General features: G+C 43.7%; 14 protein-coding genes. 9 read left to right on the forward strand and 5 right to left on the reverse strand.

The window, feature by feature from the left end; all coding sequences use genetic code 11:
* Window positions 1–185 precede the first annotated feature (185 nt).
* The 3 genes from QH73_RS12255 to QH73_RS12265 all read right to left on the reverse strand — a co-directional run bounded on the left by QH73_RS12255 (window position 186) and on the right by QH73_RS12265 (window position 4479).
* Entirely contained in the window at window positions 186–1775 is a 1590-nt protein-coding gene (locus QH73_RS12255) for a serine/threonine-protein kinase (RefSeq protein ID WP_052289862.1), read from the reverse strand.
* 173 nt (window positions 1776–1948) lie between these two features.
* Window positions 1949–2896 carry a phosphate/phosphite/phosphonate ABC transporter substrate-binding protein gene (locus tag QH73_RS12260; protein ID WP_052289863.1) on the reverse strand — a complete coding sequence of 316 codons (948 nt, stop codon included), beginning with the start codon at window positions 2894–2896 and terminating at the stop codon, window positions 1949–1951.
* Entirely contained in the window at window positions 2893–4479 is a 1587-nt protein-coding gene (locus QH73_RS12265; RefSeq protein WP_052289864.1) for a serine/threonine protein kinase, read from the reverse strand. Before QH73_RS12265 ends, QH73_RS12260 begins: the two co-directional genes overlap by 4 nt.
* 735 nt (window positions 4480–5214) lie before the next feature.
* Between QH73_RS12265 and QH73_RS12270 the strand changes: the two genes are divergently transcribed.
* From QH73_RS12270 to QH73_RS12310, 9 genes are all read left to right on the forward strand, one after another.
* Window positions 5215–8232 carry an ABC transporter ATP-binding protein/permease gene (locus QH73_RS12270; RefSeq protein WP_039714214.1) on the forward strand — a complete coding sequence of 1006 codons (3018 nt, stop codon included), beginning with the start codon at window positions 5215–5217 and terminating at the stop codon, window positions 8230–8232.
* Window positions 8233–8594: 362 nt separating this feature from the next.
* Entirely contained in the window at window positions 8595–9653 is a 1059-nt protein-coding gene (locus tag QH73_RS12275; RefSeq protein ID WP_236146999.1) for a lipoprotein N-acyltransferase Lnb domain-containing protein, read from the forward strand.
* Window positions 9654–9683: 30 nt separating this feature from the next.
* Window positions 9684–10832, forward strand: coding sequence for a lipase family protein (locus tag QH73_RS12280; RefSeq protein WP_052289866.1), 1149 nt, complete (start codon window positions 9684–9686; stop codon window positions 10830–10832).
* 144 nt (window positions 10833–10976) lie between these two features.
* Window positions 10977–11615 (forward strand): Uma2 family endonuclease, encoded by a 639-nt coding sequence (locus QH73_RS12285; RefSeq protein WP_052289867.1) that lies wholly within the window; start codon window positions 10977–10979, stop codon window positions 11613–11615.
* A gap of 117 nt (window positions 11616–11732) precedes the next feature.
* On the forward strand, window positions 11733–13178 hold the full coding sequence (locus tag QH73_RS12290) for a cryptochrome/photolyase family protein (RefSeq protein WP_039714215.1): 1446 nt from the start codon (window positions 11733–11735) through the stop codon (window positions 13176–13178).
* A 214-nt stretch (window positions 13179–13392) separates the two neighbouring features.
* Window positions 13393–14796 (forward strand): phosphoribosylamine--glycine ligase, encoded by a 1404-nt coding sequence (purD, locus tag QH73_RS12295; protein WP_039714216.1) that lies wholly within the window; start codon window positions 13393–13395, stop codon window positions 14794–14796.
* 167 nt (window positions 14797–14963) lie between these two features.
* A complete protein-coding gene (gene nblS, locus QH73_RS12300) occupies window positions 14964–16937 on the forward strand; it encodes a two-component system sensor histidine kinase NblS (protein ID WP_039714217.1) in 1974 nt (657 codons plus the stop codon).
* Window positions 16938–17073: 136 nt separating this feature from the next.
* Window positions 17074–17337: an AbrB/MazE/SpoVT family DNA-binding domain-containing protein gene (locus tag QH73_RS12305; protein WP_039714218.1), complete on the forward strand. Its 264-nt coding sequence runs from the start codon at window positions 17074–17076 to the stop codon at window positions 17335–17337.
* The gene (locus tag QH73_RS12310) at window positions 17324–17719 is read left to right on the forward strand and encodes a type II toxin-antitoxin system VapC family toxin (RefSeq protein ID WP_039714219.1); all 396 of its coding nucleotides are present in this window, start codon (window positions 17324–17326) and stop codon (window positions 17717–17719) included. Before QH73_RS12305 ends, QH73_RS12310 begins: the two co-directional genes overlap by 14 nt.
* 18 nt (window positions 17720–17737) lie before the next feature.
* On the opposite strand, the gene QH73_RS12315 is transcribed toward QH73_RS12310, so the two are convergent.
* Both QH73_RS12315 and QH73_RS12320 read right to left on the reverse strand, forming a co-directional pair.
* Window positions 17738–18730 carry a threo-3-hydroxy-L-aspartate ammonia-lyase gene (locus QH73_RS12315; protein WP_039714220.1) on the reverse strand — a complete coding sequence of 331 codons (993 nt, stop codon included), beginning with the start codon at window positions 18728–18730 and terminating at the stop codon, window positions 17738–17740.
* The gene (locus QH73_RS12320; protein WP_039714221.1) at window positions 18723–19088 is read right to left on the reverse strand and encodes a hypothetical protein; all 366 of its coding nucleotides are present in this window, start codon (window positions 19086–19088) and stop codon (window positions 18723–18725) included. The genes QH73_RS12315 and QH73_RS12320 overlap by 8 nt, the downstream gene beginning before the upstream one ends.
* Between the last annotated feature and the right edge of the window lie 7 nt (window positions 19089–19095).

The following is a 19095-nucleotide window of genomic DNA, read 5'->3' on the forward strand; positions in this document are numbered from 1 at the left end:
GAAAAAAAAATATAAAATTATACTTCAACAGCTATTTTATATACGTAATATACTTATGAAAACACTTCATGTACGTACTAAGGAAGTCAAAAATTAAAAGTCAAAAGTCAAAAGTTGGAAGCTGGGGACAAGGGGGAATAACTACCAACTACCAACTACCACTCTTCACTGATAACTGATAACTGTCAAATCTCCGACCAGTCTTGAATCAGGATTTGAGCTTGAGAGTAGAGAGGACTGTCTTGAGGAATTTGTTTGGCAATAGCGATCGCTTCAGCAAAATTACTACTTCCTGCGAGTTGCTTGGCATGTTCTAAATGACACTCATTTAATATCGCTTGCGCTTCAGCGTAAACTGTTGAATCGCGGGTAACTGTTTCGGCTCTACTCGCACACGCTTCGTAGCGTGCCTGATGTTTTAAAGTTTGAATTTCATCGATAACTTGAGCTGTCAGACGAAACTGAATGTATGAATAAACTACTGCTCCCAGTGCCACAATGCCAACCCCAATAGCCGCACCGACAAAAAACAAAGTAGAGGTGGATAAGCGGCGTTGACGCGCTGGTGGAGGTATGAGGATTGAATCATCCGTGCTAGAGTGAGCTGGATTACTGTGCTGTGGGGCAGAGAACTGAGCGCTTGCCCGAACTTCTTGCCGATTTGGAGGCGACAAGGTATTTGGCAGCGATGTCGGCGGAATGGCTTCTGTTTTTGTTGGCGGTGGTGGTATGTAGGCTTTGGTCGTCGCTGCCTCAGGTGTGACTGGAACAGATGGTTGTGGGTGCGTGGGTGCAGATGGAGATGAATGAAGAGAATTATCGATCGCCTCTTCAGGCTTATGGGTAATAGTAGCCTTTAATACTTGCTTTAATTGCTCTACTGAGGCAAAGCGATCGCTGGGTGATTTTTGCAAGCACTGCATGACAGCTGCTTCTAGTTGCGGCGATAAATTTTCGCAACCGGGCTGTAACCTGATGGGGATCGGTGGTTTTGTCTTGTGTGCCATTGCCCAACCCATCCCCGTTATCGAATAGGCTTGAGCGCCAAAACCAAACGGATCTGTGCCGCTGAGGAGTTCGTAGAGGATGACACCCAAACTGTAAATATCTGCTCTTGCGTCTATAGTGTTAGCAGCCCGCAACTGTTCTGGAGCAGCATAGCGAAACGTACCGATAAATCCATAAGTTAAATTCGTGCGATCGATCGATTCATCGCGGATTTTGGCAATCCCAAAATCCAGAATCTTCACCAGTTCTCCCAGTGCTGTAGGCACGACAAATATATTGTCTGGTTTGAGATCGCGGTGAACTACCTTGACGTGTTCGCTGGCTGTCGCTCCACTCCACCAGAGATCGATGCCTGAGTGAGCTAGACGCAATCCTTCACACGCCTGAGTCACAATTTTAATCGTTCGCTCGACGGGTAGCCGTTGCTGTTGCTTCAGCAGCTGTTTCAAGCTATCCCCGCGCAGATACTCCATGACATAAAAAGGATGCCCTTCATCCGTAACGCCATAATCGCTCACATTCACGATATGGTCGCTTTTTAGCGCCGCACAAATAGCAACTTCCCGCTCGAACCGCTTTCTCAAAGACTTTGACGCTGCCAATTTTTCTTTCAGTAGCTTCAATGCTACGTGTTGTCCCAATAAGGTATCCATTGCCAGAAACACATCGCCCATTCCGCCTGAACCCAAGCGCCTCTCCAAGCGATAGCGTTGGCGATCGCCAATACTCCGACCAATCCAGGTTTCTGGCTGAGCAGGAAATGTCATGGAGCTTTCTCTATGTGTTGCTGTTTCTGGACTTGTTGCCTTTTTTGGCGTGCGATCGCGAACGAGACTATGATACTACTATTATTGCTTGACCAGTTATCAGTTATCAGTGGCTGGTGGCTGGACTCAATTCTTGTCACTAGTCACCAGTCACTAACCACTAGCCACTCACTCTAAATCGAAATATTATCCAACAGCCGAGCGGGTTTGAGTTGTAGAGGCGTTGCACCATGTTCGTATTCGTCGGGAAAAATTGCTCTGACGCGCTTAACGACTGAAATCATGTAACCGTAGTCTGGCGCTGAACTGTTGGGGATGTATCCTGCTTCTTGCGCCAAAATCGAGGGGACTCCATTCATGATTTGGTAAATTTGCTGACGCAAGCTTTTGTCTACGTTAGGTGCAACCAAAACCACGCCAGGTGGGACTTCGTGCGGATCGGTGTAGAGAATGCGAAACTCGGTGGGGCTGAAATACGAACTGTGTAGGTAGAATTCTTCTTTAGAAAGAGCGCCTGCCGTAGCTTTCCCTGTAGCAACCCATTCCAAAACTGTTTTAGGTGTAGGTGCAAGCATAATTTCTGCTAGAGTTAGACCGTAGAGATTGTAAATCGGGAAGAAATATCCGGTAGCCGAACCTGGTTGTCCGAGGGCAAGCGGTTGATTTTGTAATTCTTTTAACTCAACGATTGGATTATCTTTGCGCACGACTAGAATAGAGCGTAAATTAGCAATTCCCTGAAGGGAAAGTATCGGGGTGTATTGGTGTTTGTCGATCGCGATCGCAGCTAATCCAGGCTCGGCAAAAGCTAGAGACCAAGCATGATTCCGAATTCGTTCTAGAGCTTTATTTTCGTTAAAAGCAGGTTCTAGCTGTACGATAACTCCAATTTTTTCACTTAAATATCGAGTAAATTTGGCATAACGATTGATGGTTTGTTCCCCAGCGTTGTAACTGACTACACCGAGAACTAAACCTTGGCGCTTGCTCGATAGCGATCGCACCCCACATGCTGTAAGTAGAAATAATTGTAAAAGTAACGAACGGCGGGAGAATTCGGAATTCGGAATTCGGAATTCGGAATTCGGAATTAATATATTCTTTTTAGAAGCTTCGCTCATTTTAAGAGACGACGGCAAAAATCGGCGGCTTTTTGAGGATCGGGGATTTCATTAGCTAATCGATTGACTAATTCCAACTCGGAGATTTGCGTTCCAGATTTTAGAACTTTTTGAATGAGAATTGGCGCGATCGGTCCAATCAGATCGATTAAAGTTTTTTCGCACCGTTGAATAAAATTAGTATCGAGTGCTGACTGGGCTAAATTATTTGATAATTGATTGTGAGAAAATTTATTGCCGTTGGTGTTGTAGGTTTGAGATTTAGCTGTTGACTCAGTTCCGATCGCTTTTGCCTGACGCTCGAATTCTGCTTGTTGCTTGGCAGGCAGGTAAACCGAGAGGTTTTCTACCAACTGCTCGACGCTGTATGATTGAGCTGCTACTTGTCGAAACACAGTAGTCGCAATCGGTCCAGCAAATTCTGTAAACAGCTTAACCAGCGATCGGTGTTGGGCTGACAGGGATACGTCGGTAGCTTCTAACGGGACTCGGGGCGCAGACAGACGTTGAGTAAAGTCAGGTGGAAAAGTTGGATCGGGTAGCTGAGTAGTCGTTAGTTCGGATGGGGATGCGGGAGGAGGGGACGTAGCAATTGTCGTTGCTGCACCTAAACCTGGGACAATTGTGTTATTCGCCAGATCGACCGCTACAGCAGCTTGCAAGGCACGACTTAACTCGTCTACAGAACTAAAGCGATCGCGGGGCGATTTCTGCAAGCACCGCATGACGACGGCTTCGAGTTGTAGCGAAAAATGATCGCACCGAGACTGCGATCGCAACTGGATTGGGGGCTTAGAAGCATGAGCGAATACCCATGACATCCCGCTAATCGTATTGCTATTGCGACGGAAATTAAACCCAAATGGGTCGGTTCCAGTCAGCATTTCGTAGAGAATTACGCCAAGGCTGTAAATATCGGCACGTTCGTCTACTTCTGTCCCTAGCTCAAACTGTTCGGGAGCTGCATAGTGGAAAGTCCCTATAAAAACGTTTGTCAGATTAGTAAATTCATTCGTATCGTTACAAATTTTAGCAATCCCAAAATCGAGAATTTTGACGAGTTCTCCCAATGCAGTAGGAACGAGAAAAATATTATCTGGCTTGAGATCGCGATGGACGACTTTGATCTGCTTGCTGGCGGTTGCTCCATTTTGCCATAGGTGTACGCCTTGATGCGCCAACCGCAATCCTTGACATACCTGAATCGCGATCGACAGACTGCGTTCGATGCCTAGCTGTTGCTGCTGACGCAGGAGTTGTCCTAAGCTCTGTCCTTGCAGGTACTCCATGACGTAGAAGGGATACCCCTCATCGGTAACGCCATAGTCGCTAATATTCACGATGTGATCGCTTTTGAGCGCAGCGCAGAGAGTCACTTCTCGCTCGAACCGCTTTCTCAGATCGGCTGATTCTGCTAGCGATCCTTTGAGGATCTTTAAAGCGACTAGTTTGCCAATCGGTACGTCCCTGGCGATGAAGACATCTCCCATTCCGCCCGCGCCTAGATGTTGTTCTAGTCTGTAGCGCTGGCGTTCTCCAACGCAGCGACCGAGCCAGTTGTCTTTTTGTAATGGCGAGTTCATGGAGCAGAGCGCATTAAAACTGGTATGAAAATAACTGTTTGCCAACAGTATAGGCGATGACTTCCAAGCTAGATGCAACTAAGCCTGCTAAAAATATATTTCTTTCATCACCATTAAAGCCTAATATGAACTTTTACTGCTAAAATTTTTTGAGGAAGGCAGAGGGTAGAGGGCAGAAGAAAAGAGTTGCATTTCGCCCTTTAGATATGCGGGGTTAAAGCTCCTAATATTTGTATAAGATAAAGTATAGATCGAGATATATTTCCAGACGCGATCGCCGAAATACGCTGCCCCGAGCAAATCTCCTAAATATATGTAGATTTTTTGTGGCAACCCACGACCCCACCACCCGCCGATTGACGAGATTATTCTCCTATCTAGTTTTTTTCCCTTGCTGGTCTAGCACCCTTGACTAAGCTGAATCTTTGATGTTTTTGGTAGCGCGATCGCCAAACACTAGCTTTTAGCCTAGCCTGAAAATCTTTATTTCTCTTTAAATACTATTTAATTGTAATGGTAGATACTATCATACGTTGCCGCTCAGCACTGCTACAAGATCTTGTAACAGATGTTGTAACAATATGTGCAGAACGTGCATATATCGAGTTAGCTGAGAGTATAAAATTTTAATGAAATTGGAGAAAACCCGAATTTTCGGTAATATACTTCAATCTCAGAGAAAATATTCAATCTACAAGCTCGAACTACAAGCATAATTAAAAAAATAAAAATATTATGATTCAGTCTTCTGCACGTCTAGAAATTGGTAGACGTGACGGTAGTAAGCAAGAGTTTCCCCTCAACGGTGATGTGGTGCGAATTGGTCGAGCGGGAGATAATAATTTAGTTTTGAGCGAAAGTAATGTTTCGCGCTATCACGCTCAGCTTGCGCCCCAAGGCATGAGTGGATACTTACTAACAGATTTAGGAAGTAGTACTGGCACTTTTGTCAATAATGCTAGGTTGGCTCCCAGTCAACCAAGGCAACTCAAAGATGGAGACACGATTAGAATCGGGGGGTGCGAGTTGCGCTTTTGTAGTGTTGAGGAAGCCACTACAGGTGCAACTGCAACCCAGATGACGGGGATAGGGACAACTGTTGGTTTTGAAGCCACGAATTTTGCTGCACCACCTCAAGCAATTCAGACTCAGATCGTGACACCCATACTGCGGGTGACGACTCCAGCGGGAACGCAAGATATTCCGATTGTCAAAAACCAGATGATTATCGGTCGCGATCCTAGTTGCGATGTCCCGATTAATTTTCCCCAAATTTCGTCACGGCACGCCGAATTGGTCGAGCGTCAAGGCAGCTACGTAATAGTCGATCTAGGTAGCAGAAATGGGTTGTTATATCAAGGGCAACGCATTAGCGAACGGCGGTTAATGGATGGCGATGCGATCGCGATTGGTTCTGGAATTACTCTAACTTTCCAGACAACTGCCACCGACCAAGTACCGAGTATTACGCATCAACTGAATCTGAGCAACCGCAATAATTTAACGATTGGGCGCGACGAGCAAAACGATATTGCGATCGACCATCCAACTGTATCGCGCTATCATGCCAGAATTTCGCGTCAAGATGGGACGTTTGCGATCGCCGATCTCAATTCCAGTAACGGTACTTTTGTCAACGGCAAGCGGGTCAGCGGTTCGCAGTCGCTCAGACCTGAAGATACGATTCGCATCGGTCCGACTCGCTTCGTCTTCAACGTTGATGAAACTTTAGTAAGCTTCAACGAAGAAGGTAATCTGCGTCTGGATGCCGTCAACTTAACGAAGGTTGTCGGTAAAGGCACGACCTTACTCGATGACATTTCGCTGTCAATCTTGCCGCGAGAATTTATCGTGATTGCCGGAGTCAGCGGTGGTGGTAAATCGACCTTACTCGACGCACTCAACGGTTTTCGTCCTGCTACAAGTGGGATGGTGCTAGTAAATGGGGAAGACTTATACAAAAACTTCAATGCCTACCGTACCGAACTCGGTTACGTTCCCCAAGATGACATCATCCATAAAGAACTGACGGTCAAGCAAGCGCTCGATTTCGCCGCTCAGTTGCGGATGCCTTCAGATACGACTCCTGGCGAACGTCAAAAGCGGGTACAAGAAGTTTTGACAGATTTAGAATTGCTGCAACGTCAGGACGTACCTGTAAAAGCATTGAGCGGCGGACAGCGCAAGCGGGTATCGATTGGAGTCGAGCTAATTACCAAACCCAGCTTATTTTTCCTTGACGAAGCGACATCCGGTCTTGACCCCGGTACGGAACTTCAGATCATGAAGTTGCTGCGCAAGTTGTCAGATCAGGGACGGACGATCTTACTGATTACCCATGCCACGAAGAACGTGACGCTCTGCGATCGCGTGGTATTTTTGGCAAAAGGGGGTCGAGTCGCCTATTTTGGTCCCCCAGCAGAAGCAATTGACTATTTTGGGGTGGAGGAATTCGATCAGATCTATGGCAAGGTAGAACACGAATTATCCCCTGAAGAGTGGCAGCAACGCTTTAGAAACTCGCGTCACTATCACAAGTACGTATTAGAGCGCCAGCAACAGCTACAGATGCCGCAAATGGGACACAGAAGCCACCGCGCTAAACAGAAGCCAGGTAGCACAATTAAGCAAGTCTCGGCATGGCAGCAGTTTATCATCCTGTCGCATCGCAACTTAGCAATTTTAATGCGCGATCGCGCTGGCTTGTTTTTGATGGGTGCGATCGCGCCAATTCTCGGTTTACTCGATTTTGTCACCTGGCAGCGCAACGTGTTCGACTTCAAAGAAGGTAATGCGGGACAGGTTGTCACCATGCTATTTTCTGCCGCTTTAATTGCGGTGATTGTGGGTAGCTTGGCAACCATGCGCGAGATTGTTAAAGAACAAGAGATCTATCGCCGCGAACGCATGATCGGGCTGAAAATTTTGCCCTACATTATGTCTAAAGTTTGGATTGGGGTGATTTTAGCTCTCTATCAAGCGGCAATCTTCTTGTTATTTAAATGGCTGGCGATCGAGCTACCTGGTGGTACAGACGAGCTAGTTAATATGTACATTACCTTCTTCCTTGCTACCTTAGCAGGAATGGTGATGGGGCTATTAGTGTCGGCAATTTCGCCCAACCAAAACGTCGCACCTCTACTCACAATTATTTTCCTCGTACCGCAAATTACCTTTGGTGGGGGGATGTTACCTGTAGAAACTTTTGGACCTCCAGGACAATTAATTAACCGTCTCACGATTACAAAATGGTCGTTTGAGTCGTTAGTTACCATCACGGGTATGGGACGCGATATTGCTGACGATGCCTACTGGAAACTATCAGACAAAGATCGCGAAAAACAGTCTCCTGAACAGAAAAAACGCAGTCAGTGTTTGGGTGCGAAAATGTTTAAAAACTGCGAGTTTCCTGGGCTGATGGCAAAATACGATCCGGTAGTAGATAAACCAGAACCAGTCAAACCTAAAGATCCTGGGAAAGCTCCTTCAGATCCTAGAAAACTCGACGACTATGAAAAGAAAGTAGATAAGTACAAAAAAGATGTCGATACCTGGCAAAAGGATTATAGCGAGTGGAAAGGTAAATTTGAGGGTGCGATTAAGAGTGGAGAAGGATTGATCGAACGCTTCAAAAAAGACTACGGTAGTTCGTTCAAAGTCAATTTGGCTTGGCACTGGTCAATGTTGGGGGTGCTTATGGTTGCCATGTTTGGCATTCTATGCGGAGTGCAAAAACGTAAAGACATTGTTTAATGTAGGGGCGGATTTATCTCGCATTTTTAGATTACTATCCAGATTTCTGGTAAATCCGCTCGTACAAAAGTCAAGATTCAAAAGTTTGTCAGGGTAGTTTTACCCAAAATTTTCATTTTTATTTGAAGATTTCTACAAACTCACCCTGATTAAAAAAATTGATCGAAAAGCATCAGTTTACGAAGATTAAATTTGGCAACAGAGATTTCCAGTCAACTCATTCCTTTTGTTATTCCGTAAAAATCAGAATTCGATCTCGGAAAATCAGTATAGAGATAAATCTTCAGAGCGCATATCTATGCACTTCTACAAATAGTTTATTTAAAATCAAAAATCTCCCTTTAAAAACTATGCTCGGAAATTTGAGAAAACAAACATTAACAATAGTAGCATTATCAGCACTATCATTTTTTGCTGCTGTGCCAGTCGTTAAAGCTCAATCAGCTGCTCCCCAAACATCTTCAAATAATACAGCTAAGAGTTGTATCTGCGACTCTAAAGATCCTTTCGATCCTAGAGTGAGAATGCCAAAAGGACCGTTTAAAGGTCAATGTTTGAGCTGCGAACAACGCTCTGTAAGAATGCTTTCCCCGGCGGAGGCGGCGCTATATAAACCCGCGCCAGGAACGATGCTGGTTGCTAACTTCAAGCACAAGGGTAAGTACTGGATAGCTCAGATTCCCAAAAATGCTGTAGAAGATGCCATTTTTCAAATTCAATATTTTAATGTTTTACGCAGTGCTTACAGCGCTCACGGACAGATGCGCTTTCGTCTCAAACCTGGTAGCGAAGCGATTTTAATTCCGCAGTCTGCAACTAATAAGAGACAAAAAGCAATTCGGATGCGGGATTTTATCTATTCTGCTAATGCTATCTGGGTACGGTCGGGAGTATGGGACCCCGTTTCAGGGTTAGTTGATTTTTATGCTGTAGCCCATGAAATAGTTGGCTTAGAAGATAGAATTCAAGATGCTGTTAAATATCCATTTACCGATCGCATCGAGCAGATTAGGCTAGCATTAACTCCGCAGCAGAAGCAACAATTATTATTGAATGTCATTATGCAAGGCGATCGCGATCGCACTAACCTCATGTACGATACTCTCAAACGGAATTGTACGACAGAATCTTTGCGAGCGATCGATCGCACTATTGGTTATCAACCCAGAACGCCACAAGAAAAACAAGAATATTTTCTCGGTATACCCACAGGTCCAGAACTCAATGAAGCTTTATTGAATCGAAATCTGACTCCCGAAACTTTGAATCAGTTATTAACAGAGCAAATTCAAAAGATGCCAAAAGTTCAATTGCCAACACCTCCTTTAGATGCAATTGTTCGGCGCGGACTTGTAGATCCTCGTAAAATGCCAAATTTAGAAGCAGAGTTTGCAACTGAATTTAGCAGCCGAAAACGTTAATTTTATAACTTTATTTAAAAATATGCAGCTATGAAATCTTTAACAAATAATACGAATCTTTTCTTAACAAGAATTGCATTATGTTGGGGATTGCTCGGTATTTCTCAACCACTAAATGCTCAATCTCCCGATCGCATAGCAAGTCTTATTTCTAATGTTAGATCTGTTCAATTTGAACAGTTGTGTTTTCAACGCTCTATAGTCTGTGCAGATATTGGTAAAGCCGCTCATCTGACCACAGATTTAATTTATCAGTTGTTTGATACTGAAAGAAAACAAGATCCGACTCAGCGTACTAAGATTGTTAACCAAATCGCTCGGTTATATGACGCTAAAAATATTAATGTTGTCAATAAAAGATTAAAGCTTTCTGATTTCTTTGTTGTTAGAAAAGATAGGGTTTTTGGCGGATATGCAATTTTAATTCGGCAGTTACAAAAGCAAGAGTTAGGAAGAAAAAAAGTTGGCTACATCATTGCATTTAAAGGAACCTATGTAGGCTTAGAAGATCCCAATGATTTGGCTGCAAACGTAGCTGGACTACCAGTTAATATGTATAAAAATGCAGCAATTTTGATTCATGAAGGATTTAAAAACTATGCTGGTTCAGTTTTTGCTGATGAAAAATCAAAAGAATTAATCTCTGAAATTTTACTCAGGCAAAAACAACCTAATACCGATGTTGAAGTATTAATTACCGGACATAGCTTGGGTGGGACTGCAATTCTCTATGCTGCCATGCTAGCAGATGCAGGAGTTTTACCCTCAAATATGAGAGTCATAGTTTTTGGTACGCCAGCATTTACGCAGCAAAACTTTCAGCAACGATATCCAACCCTAGTTTCAAGAATAACTAGAGTCGAGACAGAAGGAGATTTTCTCAGCTATGAAAAACCAGGATTAATGCGACCAATTTACGATACTCTCAGTTATATTCCCATAGGAAAACCTATAAAAGCTACAGCTCCTGTAGAATACAGAGAATTAATGAAAGAAAGAGAGATACTGTTAAAACAGTACCAAGCGTCTTCTTCTCCAGAATCAAGAGCTAATTATTTCAATGTCATGCAAAAAGTCATTGCTGCTCAGTCAAATATTCATGTATACAGCTATCGATACTTTTATGAATATTATCGGAGAACTCAAGGTGCTAATTTAACTAGAAGTAGCGATCGCTAGATGGTCATTTGTCATCAGTCATTAGTTATTTGTTAAATGCGCTCGCATTATAAATAATTTACAATTACCTGTCTCATTACTCAAGTAGAAATGATAGAGCTTCGTTAGTATTACAATAAAGTAAACCTTGTGGAAACTTGCCCTATGGTTACTACTATTCAAATAAAAACTTATACTGTCGATGAATTTCTCGAAATCGAACTACCAGAAGGAAAAACATACGAACTCATCAATGGCGTTATAGTACCAATGGCTGAAGCTTTTGGAAAACATGAAAACTTGCGGAGTGAATTATGGTTTGTATTGAAATCGGAGAGTAAAAGAGCAAATCTAGGACTACTAATTCATCCGCAACCAGTACTCGTACTAGGTAGGAAAGATACTCGCAAGCCTGACTTAATCGTCATCAAACGCGAAGATTGGAATCGGCAAACTCAGGTAGAAGCAGTACTGAGAGAACCGCCTAGCATCGCAATTGAAATTGTTAGCACCAACTGGGAAGACGACTATAGAAATAAACCCCTTTGGTATGCTGCTTTTGGCGTGCAGGAACTATGGATTATCGATCCGCTATTTCATCTCGATAGATATCCAGGTAGAATAAATCCAAAAATCTTGCAACCGACAATTTCTGTGGGACAACTGGTAAATTCTGACAGCATTTTGACAGAAAAAGAATATCGCTTTGAAAGTTTTACAAGTAGCGATCGCCTTAAATCTCAATTTTTTCCAGACTTGAATTTAACTGTAGCTGAAATAATTGCCTTTGGAGAAGGGATTTAATCAAAAGTCAAAAGTCAAAAGTTAAAAGTCAAAAAAAGCCAAAAATATTCGGCAGGTTGATGCGATCGCAGGTTGGAAGCTTTATGCTAGTACGAGTGAACTAAGTTATAAGTGTGAATGTCTGACCTCATCCTCTTCTGGCATCGTCGCGATTTGCGGATTTCTGACAACACTGGACTAGCTGCGGCAAGGCAACGAAGTCAAAAGGTCGTAGGAGTATTCTGCCTTGACCCCAATATTTTAGAACGCGATGATGTCGCTCCCGTGCGGGTAACGTACATGATAGGCTGTTTGCAGCAACTACAGCAGCGCTATGCCCAAATTGGCAGCCAGTTGTTAATTTTGCAAGGCGAACCGCGTGAAGCCATTCCAGCGCTGGCTACTGCCCTGAGCGCAAAAGCTGTATTCTGGAACTGGGATGTAGAACCATATTCTCAGGTACGCGATCGCACTGTCATAGAAAGCTTAAAAGAAAAAGGCATCCAAGTTCTAGAAGAAAATTGGGATCAGATTTTACATTCCCCAGACGATATTTTTACAGGTTCCAACCAACCCTACACCGTATTTACCCCCTTTTGGCGTAATTGGAGTAGCAAACCCAAAGCTGCACCCGCAGATACCCTTAAAGACGTAGAAGGGTTGTCAGAACAGGAATTACAAACCGCAAAACAAGCAGGCGCGATCGCGTTACCTACTGCGAAAGATTTAGGGTTTAAGTGGGAGAATGGTTTAGTTATCGAACCTGGAGAAGCAGCAGCACAAGAAAGATTAGAACAATTTTGCCATAGAGCGATCGAAGAGTATAAAGAACAGCGAAATTTTCCTGCTAACGATGGGACATCTCAATTAAGTGCAGCGTTAAAATTTGGTGCGATCGGCATTCGTACAGTTTGGGCTGCTACAGTTGAGGTAATGGAAAACACTCGTAGCGATGAAGCACAGACGAGTATTCGCGCTTGGCAGCAGGAACTTGCATGGCGAGAATTTTATCAACACGCCATGTATCACTTCCCCGAACTCGAACAAGGCGCATATCGACAACAATTTAAGAATTTTCCTTACGAAAATAACGAAGAATATTTTCAAGCTTGGTGTGAAGGTAGAACGGGTTATCCAATTGTCGATGCAGCAATGCGACAGATGAATAATATTGGTTGGATGCATAATCGTTGTCGCATGATCGTGGCGAATTTCCTCACCAAAGACTTACTCATCGATCCTCGATTGGGAGAAAAATATTTTTATCAAAGACTAATTGACGGCGATCTTTCTGCGAATAACGGTGGTTGGCAGTGGAGTGCTTCGAGTGGCATGGACCCCAAACCAATTAGGATTTTTAACCCCGCTAGTCAAGCTCAAAAATTCGATCCTGAAGGAGAATATATTCGCGAGTGGCTGCTAGAATTGCGCTCTTTTGACACAGAAGAATTATTAAGTGGAAATATTTCTAAACGCGATCGCGCTGCCGTAGACTATCCCGATCCAATCGTGGATCATAAAATTCAACAGCGACAGTTTAAATTGATTTATCAACAGCAAAGAGGAGATTCAGTTAACAGTTAACAGTTAACAGTTATCGGTTTATAGATGCTTCAAAACAGCGTAACTGTAGAAAATGCTAAGCAAGCAGTTAATGTTTTTAGATTAAGAATGCAGTAATAATTTGTTATGGTTGAGAGATAATTATGGCAACAATAGTTTTCAGTAGTTACAACCTTTGTTAATAAATACAGAATCTCTGTATAGTTGATAACTGATAACTGATAACTGACAACTGATGAAAGTTTTAGTCGTAGGTAATGGGGGCAGAGAACACGCGATCGCTTGGTCGTTATTGCGATCGCCTCAAGTAGAACAGGTATTTTGTACCCCTGGTAATGGGGGAACGGCAACGCTGTCACGCTGTCAGAATTTGCCCTACCCTGTAGATGATTTTGAACGGATCGGTCAAGCAGTCCGAGAACAGGGAATAGACTTGGTGGTAGTGGGTCCAGAAGTTCCTCTGGCTATGGGAATTACAGATTATCTCCAAGCTCAAGGAGTGATGGTATTTGGTCCTACCAAAGCTGGGGCGCAAATTGAAGCAAGTAAAGCCTGGGCAAAAGCTTTGATGCAGGAAGCAGGTATTCCCACTGCCAAGGCTGCTGTATTTACTCAGGAATCTGCTGCTAAAGATTATGTCACCGCACAAGGAGCGCCCATAGTTGTCAAAGCTGACGGATTAGCCGCAGGCAAAGGTGTAATCGTAGCCGAAACAGTCGCACAGGCACATCAAGCACTAGAAGCAATTTTCGCGGGGCAATTTGGCGATGCGGGTAAGTTCGTTGTCATTGAAGAATGCTTAATCGGACAAGAAGCCTCTGTATTGGCATTGACAGACGGGATAACGATTCGTCCCCTACTACCAGCCCAAGACCACAAACGCATCGGAGAAGGGGATACAGGCGAGAATACAGGTGGAATGGGAGTATATGCCCCTGCCCCCCTGGTTACACCAGAATTGATGGCAAGGATCGAACGAGAGGTACTACAGCCTGCGATCGCCACTTTACGCTCTAGAGGCATCGATTATCGGGGCGTATTATATGCAGGTTTGATGATTGCTCCTACAGGGGAATTCAAAGTTCTAGAATTCAACTGTCGCTTTGGCGATCCTGAAACCCAAGCTATTTTACCGTTGCTGGAAACCCCCCTAGAAGAGTTACTCGTGGCTTGTTGTCAGCAAAAGCTAGGTGAATTGCCTCTCATCGCCTGGAAGCCGGGAGCCGCCGCCTGTGTCGTCGCCGCCGCCAAAGGCTACCCAGGTGCATATGAAAAAGGTCAAGTCATCATAGGAATAGAATCAGCCGAGGCTTCGGGGGGTTGTGTATTTCATGCGGGAACTAAGCTGAAGCAGGGAGCAGGGAGCAGGGAGCAGGGAGCAGGGGGACAAGGGGACAAGGGGGACAAGGGAGAGAAGAGAGCTGAGGGAGCTGAGGGAAAAAGAAATTTACAATCTCCACACCCTACACCCTACACCCCACACCCCACAACTATAGTGACAGATGGCGGGAGAGTTTTAGGCGTAACTGGGGTAGGAGAGAATTTTGAACGAGCGATCGCCCTTGCTTATGATGCGATCGCCCAAATCCATTTTGACGGCATCTACTATCGCCGCGACATCGGACACCGAATTCAGTGACTAGTGAAGAGTGGCTAGTGACTAGCAAAGAGTCCAGCCACTAATCACTGGTTCCACCAGTCACTCACCAATGACAAATGACAAATGACAAGTGACCACTTTGTCTTTTAACTCGAAAAACTTTACCTTAGAACAAAGGACTTAATAAGATACCAATTTTTATTCAAATGTTAGCGCCGTTAAAAACAATCCGAGAAGCGATCGCCCGTTGGTGGTTTGAGTTAACTCTGCCAACTAAGTTGATGGCTGCTGCGACGCTGGTGGTTTCGTTAATTGTCAGTGGTTTCACTTTTTGGGCAGTTAACACGATTCAAGTAGATGCAAGGGTAAATGAAACCCGCTTCGGACGTGACTTGGGGTTGTTACTTGCTTCTAACGTTGCCCCTCTGGTAGCGGAGAATAATTACACCGAAGTCGCTCAGTTTTCTCAACGCTTCTACAGCAGCACTTCTAGCGTGCGCTACATGCTCTATGCCGACGAAGCAGGAAAAATCTTTTTTGGAATTCCTTTTTGGGAACCAGCCGTACAAACTTCACTGACAATTGAGCGCCGGATTCAGCTACCAGAAGATTACGCCGCTAATTCTGAATTGCCGATGGTGCGACAACACCGAACGCCTGATGGGGAAGTCACCGATGTTTTCGTCCCGCTCAACCATGAAGGTAAATATTTGGGAGTATTAGCAATTGGAATCAACCCAAATCCTACAGTTGTCACCTCTTCCAATCTCACCCGCGATGTAACAATTGCTGTTTTCGTGTCAATTTGGGTGATGGTCATTTTGGGTGCTGTCTTTAACACTCTCATGATTACCAAACCAATTAAAGAGTTATTGACGGGTGTGAAAAACATTGCTGCTGGCAATTTTCAACAGCGGATCGATTTGCCTTTGGGAGGAGAACTCAAGGAATTGATTTTCAGTTTTAATGAAATGGCAGAACGTTTAGAGCGTTATGAAGAACAAAATATCGAAGAACTAACTGCCGAGAAAGCTAAATTAGAAACTTTAGTTTCTACTATTGCTGATGGTGCTATCCTGCTGGACACCAATATGCAAGTAATTTTAGTCAACCCCACCGCTCGACGAATTTTTGGTTGGGAAAATGGAGAGGTTATCGGAGATAGCGTCTTAAATCATCTACCAATCTCAGTGCAAGCAGAATTAAATCGCCCTCTATACAAAATAGCAAGGGGAGAAAGCGAAAGTGCAGAATTTAGAATTCCGCTTTCTCAGCCAACTATGCGTACGATTCGGATTCTTCTGACTACCGTTCTCGACCAACATCGAGAAAGTATTAAGGGAATTGCTATGACAGTGCAAGACATTACTCGCGAAGTTGAACTGAATGAGGCGAAAAGCCAATTTATCAGCAACGTTTCGCACGAATTACGCACGCCTTTGTTTAATATCAAGACTTATATTGAAACCTTGCACGACTACGGTGAAAACCTCAGCACCGAAGAACAGCGGGAATTTTTAGCAACTGCAAATAACGAAACCGATCGCCTTACTCGTTTGGTTAACGATGTCTTAGACTTATCTCGTTTAGAATCTTCTTGTCGGATCTATCATTTTGAAGGGGTAGAATTGGGGCAAGCAATCGAACAAACTTTGCGAAATTATCAGTTGAATGCAAAAGATAAAGGAATTGAATTAATTCAAGAAATCGAACCCGAACTACCACAAGTTTTCGGACATTACGACTTATTGCTTCAAGTATTTACTAACTTAGTTGGGAACGCACTTAAATTTACTCAGCAAGGTGGAAAAGTAGCAATTCGTGCGTATAAAATGGAGCCTGCAAGCGGCGATCGCATTGTATCTCCCCAGGTGAGAATTGAAATCTCAGATACGGGAATTGGTATCGATCCAGAGGATCAAGCAGCTATTTTCGATCGATTTTTCCGCGTGGAAAACCGCGTACACACTTTAGAAGGAACTGGATTAGGACTTTCTATTGTGAAAAATATTATGGACAAGCATCATGCCAACATTAATTTAGTTAGTGAAGTTGGTGTCGGGACAACTTTCTGGTTCGATCTAGCAATATTTCAAGAACATATTAGTAAGACTATTGGCATACCAGAAGTAGAAATTCCAGATGAAACTACAGTTGATACTAACGCTCATGTAGTTTAATAGTGGTGAATGCGATCGCTTGTACGTCATTTAGGTTTGCTTCTCTTATAATCATTACTCATTCATTCTCGCCAGAACTTCAATTTTAGCTCATGCTATAATTTTTACAAATTTCTTATCATAGTTTGTGCGTTCAATGGAAACAACCCGTTTGTCAAGTGAAGGTCAAGTTATCATCCCAAAAGTGTTGCGCAATATTCATGGTTGGGAAGCAGGACAAGAACTGATTGTAATTGATACGGGTGACGGCATTTTGCTTAAACCTAAAAAGCCTTTCCCAGAAACAACATTGCAGAATGTTGCAGGATGTTTGAAATATCAAGGTAAGCCTAAAAGTCTACATGAAATGGAAGATGCAATTTGTCAAGGTGTAGCGGAGCAGTGGCGTGGTTTCAGTTGACACGAATATCATTTTCCGGCTTCTTACGCAAGATGACGAACAGCAATATAGGAAAAGTTTTGAGCTATTTCAGACACAAAATATTTTTATTCCAGATACTGTTATTCTTGAAACCGAATGGGTATTGCGTTTTGCCTACCAATTTCAACCTGATGAAATCTGTCAAGCATTCAGAGATCTCTTCGGTTTACCGAATGTTTATCTCACAAATGCAAATGCGATCGTACAAGTTTTGCAATGGCACGAAAACGGCTTAGACTTTGCTGATGCATTTCACCTAGCTCAAAGTTATAATTGCTCAGCCATCTATCCGTTTGACGAAAAGTTTCTGAAACGAGCAAAAAATTTCTCAACGCAATGTGAGGTCAAGCAACCTGACTAAGTATTACGTTGACAATAGCTATTTGTCTAAAAAAGAAAAGATAGCTCCCGCCTGCTGTAAATCCACATTACCACCACTAATAATTACTCCAACTCTCGCCCCTGGTGCGGTAACAACACCTTCCAACAAAGCAGCAGCAGCTAATACTCCTGTGGGTTCGACGACAATTTTCATTCTTTCCCACAAAAAGTACATGGTGCGTTTAATTGCATCTTCCGATACCGTCGCCATGTCGTCTACATATTTCAATACCAAGGGGAAAGTAATTTTTCCTAAAGAAGGAGTACGAGCGCCGTCAGCAATTGTATCGGGGTTGCGAACCGTATGCAGGGTTTTGGTATGAAACGATCGCGTGGCATCATCTGCTCTTTCCGGCTCTACACCAACAACTTTACACTGCGGCGAAAGCGTTTTAGTTGCGATCGCGCATCCCGATAACAAACCTCCACCACCGCAACAAACTAGGAGTAAATCTAATTCTCCCACTTCCTCAATTAATTCTTTACCAGTTGTACCCTGTCCGGCGATAACTTGAGGACGGTCGTAAGGGTGAATAAAAGTGAGTTGGCGTTCCTGACACAGTTCGGCTGCTAACTCTTCCCTAGTCATTTCGGCGCGATCGTACAACAGTACCTCTGCACCATAACCCTGCGTAGCAGCTAACTTTACGGCTGGCGCATCGTTGGGCATGACAATTGTAGTGGGAATATTGAGTAACTTACCCGAAAGCGCGATCGCCTGAGCGTGATTTCCTGAAGAAAATGTCAGTACGCCCTGCTGTTTTTGCTGTTCTGAGAGCTGTGATAAAGCATTGTAAGCCCCCCGAAATTTAAACGCTCCCATCCGTTGAAAATTTTCGCACTTAAAAAATACCTGTCTTTGCGTCAGTTGATTTACCGTTCTGGAAGTCATTACAGGAGTTTTGTTAGCAACACCTGCTAAACGTTGATGTGCTGCCTCAATATCTGCAAAAGTGACAATATTGGCGATCGTAGCTTCTGTTTTAGACATGACTCAAAGCAATGAGGAAACAGACTAACAACAGCCCTAGAATTAACAGCAAAGATTGATTGCGCTTCAGCCAATTTTGCAACACAATAGCAGGACTTTTACTTTTTTGTCTTTGCTCCTCCTCCAGTCGTTTTTGCTCGATGTTTTGGTAAAGCGTACACTCTGTCGCATATGGACGCTGGGGATACGTGCAGCTATCATCTAAATGGTAAGCGCAGGTTTCACACAAAGGTTCGTCACCCGTAGCACGGTGTAACGGAATGCCTGGATGACCGAATGCTTTGAGCGGCGTGCGGCAATAAGGACAGTTGACTACCTGAGAGTCAACTGCTTGATGACAACGGGGACAGGTAGGCATGGTACAA

Origin of the sequence: Scytonema millei VB511283, from assembly GCF_000817735.3 — a bacterium.
GTDB lineage: Bacteria > Cyanobacteriota > Cyanobacteriia > Cyanobacteriales > Chroococcidiopsidaceae > Chroococcidiopsis > Chroococcidiopsis millei_B.

Excerpts from the sequence above, each read along its gene's own strand:
- QH73_RS12255 (WP_052289862.1), bottom strand. The coding sequence starts at position 1,775 with ATGACATTTCCTGCTCAGCCAGAAACCTGGATTGGTCGGAGTATTGGC.
- QH73_RS12260 (WP_052289863.1), bottom strand. The coding sequence starts at position 2,896 with ATGAGCGAAGCTTCTAAAAAGAATATATTAATTCCGAATTCCGAATTC.
- QH73_RS12265 (WP_052289864.1), bottom strand. The coding sequence starts at position 4,479 with ATGAACTCGCCATTACAAAAAGACAACTGGCTCGGTCGCTGCGTTGGA.
- QH73_RS12270 (WP_039714214.1), top strand. The coding sequence starts at position 5,215 with ATGATTCAGTCTTCTGCACGTCTAGAAATTGGTAGACGTGACGGTAGT.
- QH73_RS12280 (WP_052289866.1), top strand. The coding sequence starts at position 9,684 with ATGAAATCTTTAACAAATAATACGAATCTTTTCTTAACAAGAATTGCA.
- QH73_RS12285 (WP_052289867.1), top strand. The coding sequence starts at position 10,977 with ATGGTTACTACTATTCAAATAAAAACTTATACTGTCGATGAATTTCTC.
- QH73_RS12290 (WP_039714215.1), top strand. The coding sequence starts at position 11,733 with ATGTCTGACCTCATCCTCTTCTGGCATCGTCGCGATTTGCGGATTTCT.
- purD (WP_039714216.1), top strand. The coding sequence starts at position 13,393 with ATGAAAGTTTTAGTCGTAGGTAATGGGGGCAGAGAACACGCGATCGCT.
- nblS (WP_039714217.1), top strand. The coding sequence starts at position 14,964 with ATGTTAGCGCCGTTAAAAACAATCCGAGAAGCGATCGCCCGTTGGTGG.
- QH73_RS12305 (WP_039714218.1), top strand. The coding sequence starts at position 17,074 with ATGGAAACAACCCGTTTGTCAAGTGAAGGTCAAGTTATCATCCCAAAA.
- QH73_RS12315 (WP_039714220.1), bottom strand. The coding sequence starts at position 18,730 with ATGTCTAAAACAGAAGCTACGATCGCCAATATTGTCACTTTTGCAGAT.
- QH73_RS12320 (WP_039714221.1), bottom strand. The coding sequence starts at position 19,088 with ATGCCTACCTGTCCCCGTTGTCATCAAGCAGTTGACTCTCAGGTAGTC.